This is a genomic window from Piscinibacter sp. (genome assembly GCF_050175855.1).
Taxonomy (GTDB): domain Bacteria; phylum Pseudomonadota; class Gammaproteobacteria; order Burkholderiales; family Burkholderiaceae_C; genus Piscinibacter.
Genome location: NZ_JBFXIO010000468.1, coordinates 1 through 3,542 on the forward strand (window position 1 = coordinate 1; position 3,542 = coordinate 3,542).

General features: G+C 71.8%; 4 protein-coding genes. All 4 read right to left on the reverse strand.

The features are described 5' to 3' along the window. Positions 1 to 235 precede the first annotated feature (235 nt). On the reverse strand, positions 236 to 907 hold the full coding sequence (locus AB7U92_RS23990; protein WP_428582853.1) for a hypothetical protein: 672 nt from the start codon (positions 905 to 907) through the stop codon (positions 236 to 238). A 26-nt stretch (positions 908 to 933) separates the two neighbouring features. Beyond that, complete coding sequence (locus AB7U92_RS23995; RefSeq protein ID WP_428582855.1) at positions 934 to 1,473, reverse strand: phasin family protein; 540 nt, start codon at positions 1,471 to 1,473, stop codon at positions 934 to 936. 124 nt (positions 1,474 to 1,597) lie between these two features. After that, positions 1,598 to 3,166 carry a GGDEF domain-containing protein gene (locus tag AB7U92_RS24000; RefSeq protein ID WP_428582857.1) on the reverse strand — a complete coding sequence of 523 codons (1,569 nt, stop codon included), beginning with the start codon at positions 3,164 to 3,166 and terminating at the stop codon, positions 1,598 to 1,600. A gap of 50 nt (positions 3,167 to 3,216) precedes the next feature. Then, on the reverse strand, positions 3,217 to 3,542 hold a 326-nt coding region (locus AB7U92_RS24005), incomplete at its 5' end, for an ATP-binding protein (RefSeq protein WP_428582859.1).

A 3,542-nucleotide genomic window follows, 5' to 3' on the forward strand; every position in this document is an offset into this window, starting at 1 on the left:
ACGAATCGCAGATTTGAAAGTGAACAGGAAAGTCAATGAAATCAACGATCTACCAACACCACCTCCGCGCCAGTGCTAGCTTTTCGTACCGTCACTTATTGCACTGAAAACGAGGAGACCCCGACGATGGCGCGCTTGGCCACGAACCACGGCATGCCGGCCTCCCCGTGCTGTCTCCCCGGGGTGTCTACGCGTTGCGTGGCCTGCCTATTCCATGGCGCTGCCCGCAGCGCGCTCAGAGGCCGAGCAGTTCGGGGGTGGGCAGAAGCTCGAAGTCGGTGGCCTCACGCAGGCGGCGCCGCGCCTGGGCCCGGCCGACGCGGCGAACGAGCAGGGTGACCTGTTCGACCAGCGGGCCGTCGCAGCGGGCATGGGGCAGCAGCCGTCCGAGCAATGCGGTGAGCGTGGCTTGCGCTTCCTCCTCACCGAAGCTGAGCACCAGCATGTGCGCCAGGCTGGCCGCCAGGGCGTCTTCGCTGCAGGCGGCATCGAGCTGCCGGGCGGCGATGGCCAGTTGTGGCCCTTCGATGCCGTTCTCGCGCAGCAGCGCCAGCGGCGGGCCGAGGCCGGCGAGGCCGCGCTGGGCGTCGGGTGCATGGCGCAGCAGTTCGGCCACCACGCGCACGAAGCGCGAGCGCGCATCCAGCGGATGGTCGCGGCGCATCGCCGGGCAGGGGCCGGAGAGGTTGTCCTCGGTGCGGCCGTTCTCGCCAAGGCGAAGCACGTCGAGGTAGAGATGGTCGGCGTCGACGCCGGGCAAGTCGGCCAGCTTCACCACCACAGCGCCGGCGCGGTAGCCGGGCAGTTCGCGGGTGCCGATCCAGCCGTCGTCGAGGTCGAAGCCCGTGCTCCGCCACGGCGCGGCGCTTGCCGCGTCGTGGGGGCCCGGGTGGCCGAGGGAGCTCATGGGAGCCCCTTCGAGGGTGTCGCGCCTCAGGCGGCGCGGCGGGCCTTGGCCGCCGGCTTGGTCGCGGCGGTGAACTTCACGATGTTGGCTTCCGCCACTTCGGCTGCCTGCTTGGCGGCCTTCTGGGCGTTGCCGAAGGCGTCGTTGGCAGCGGCGAAGGCCGCCTTGGCCATCGCCACGGCCTGCTCGGAGCCGGCCGGGGCGTTCTTCGCGGCGGACTCGACCAGCGCGGCGAACTTCTTCTGCGCGTCGGCGGCGCCGGCTTCGGCGACCTTGCTCATCTCGGCCTGCACTTCGGCGACGATGTCGTACAGCTTGCGGCCGTAGGTGCCGGCCTTCTCGGGCGCCGGCTGGAGCATCTCGGCCTGCAGCGAGAGCAGCGCCTGCACATCCTTGGCAGACAGCATCGACTGCGCCTGCGCATCGGCGTCGGCCAGCGCGGCACGGGCGGTCTCGAGATTCAGCGCGACGAGCTTCTCGGCGGCATCGAGGCCAGTGGCGGCCAGGCCCATCAGCGTGGCGAGCTGGGCCTTCTGGGCGGCGGCGAATTGTTCGTTGTTCAGCATGACGGGCTCCGGTGGGGTGGTTGAAGAATCACTTTGCTGCACTGCAGCATGAGCAAATGATAGAGCCCTTCGCCACGAATGCAAGCGATTCATGCTGCGCTGCAGCAAACTTAGGTCGGAAACTCTAGCGGGCAACCACCAGCCGGTTGCGCCCGGCCCGCTTGGCGGCCAGCACCGCCTCGCTGGCCCGCTGCACCAGCGACAGCGGGCTGTCCTGGGGCGAAGCCAGGGCCGCCACGCCCACGCTCACGGTCAGCGCCACGCGGCGCTGGTCGACGCCGCGGATGTCGGTGGCCGCCACCTGCGCCCGCACGCGCTCCGCCACGCGGGCGGCGGTGTCGAGGTCGGTGTCGGGCATCACCAGGCAGAACTCCTCGCCGCCGTAGCGGGCCAGCCAGTCGGTAAGGCGCACGCCGTGGCGCGCGATCTCGGCGAAGCGGCGCAGCACCTGGTCGCCGGTCGGGTAGCCGAACTCGGCGTTGACGTCATGGAAGTGGTCGAGGTCGACCAGCGCGAGGGCCAGCGCGCGGCCGTGCTTGTGCGCCGTCTCGACCTCGCGCGACAGCCGGGCATCGAAGTAGCGGCGGTTGTGCAGCTGCGTGAGGGCGTCCTGGTTGGCCTCGCGCCGCGCCGCCTCCACCAGGCTGCGGCCCATGTGCGTCACCAGCGTGGTCATGCGCTCGGTGAGCACGCGGGTGACGTTCTCGAAGTGGCGCACGTAGAGGTCGCGGTCGTCGCCGCCGGAGCTCTCCTGCAGCGATTCGTACGACACCAGCCGGTTGCGGCCGCGGCCCTTGGCCTCGTACAGCGCCACGTCGGCCTGGCTCATCACGTCGGCGAAGGTGGAGCGCTCGCCCAGGAACGCCAGCCCGGCGCTGGCGGAGACCGCCATGCGCTGCAGCGGCTCGCCGTCCAGCGGCGCCGGCGCGGTGTCATCGAAGCGGTTGACCAGCCGCTCGTAGCCGCTGCCGGCGGCGGCCGGCGCGTGGAAGGGGTGGTCGGCCAGGCGCTGCAGCATGCGCTGCACGTCGGCCTCGACGGTGGCGCGGTCGTAGCGCGAGACGAGCGCGGCGAATTCCTCGCCGCCCCAGCGCGCCAGGCGATCGCCCGGCGCCATCTGCGCCAGCAGCAGCGCGGCGGCCTCGCGCAGCACCTGGTCGCCGGCCTGGTGGCCGAAGCGGTCGTTGATCTGCTTGAAGTGGTCGAGGTCGAACAGCACGACGGCGCGGCACTCGACCCCGGGCGGCTGGCCGAGCTCCTGGGCCAGCTGCGCCTGCCAGCGCTTGCGGTTGGGCAGGCCGGTCAGCTCGTCGGTGAACTGCAGCGAGTGCAGCCGCGCCTCGCCGCCGGCGTTCTTCAGCAGCCGCGCCAGCCGCAGCACCAGCAGCTCGGCCGGGCGCAGGCCGCGCACCACGTCGTCGCGCGGCTTGAGGAACTCCAGAGCGTCGGCCTCCTGCTCGGCGCTGGCGGCCACGATCAACGTCGGCCTTGCGTCGAGCACGTATTCGCGGCGCAGCCGGCGCGCGTCGGCAAACAGCCCGGCCTGCATCACGCGCAGCTCGGCCTCGTCGGGCAGCGCCTGACCGGCCACGCAGGTGAGCACACGCAGCCCCTGCGCGCGCAGGGGCGCGATCGCGGCCTCGTCGTCGTAGCCCTCGTGGGGCAGCACCCAGGCGATCGTCGTCGCATCCAACGGCGCGGCCCTCCCCGGCCGCAGCCCCGCAGGATAGCCGCAGCCGCCGATCAGGCCGCCGGCGCCTCGATGCGCGGCAGCGAGAGCGTGGCCAGCGCCCCGCCGCCCTCGGCGTTTCGCAGGGTGACGCGGCCATGGTGCAGCTCGGCGATCTCCTTCACGAAGGCCAGGCCCAGGCCGGTGCTGCGCTTGCCGGTGGCCGGGCGGGAGAGCGAAAAGAACTTCTCGAACACGCGCGCGTCGGCGTAATCGGGGATGCCGGGGCCTTCGTCGCGCACGGTGACGTCGACGCTGCGCGGCCGGGCCTGCAGCGCGATCCGGATGCGGCCGCCGGCCGGCGAGAACTCGACGGCGTTGGCCAGCAGGTTGCCCAGCG

Coding starts and splice junctions, on each gene's coding strand:
- AB7U92_RS23995 (WP_428582855.1), bottom strand. CDS start 1,473: ATGCTGAACAACGAACAATTCGCCGCCGCCCAGAAGGCCCAGCTCGCC.
- AB7U92_RS23990 (WP_428582853.1), bottom strand. CDS start 907: ATGAGCTCCCTCGGCCACCCGGGCCCCCACGACGCGGCAAGCGCCGCG.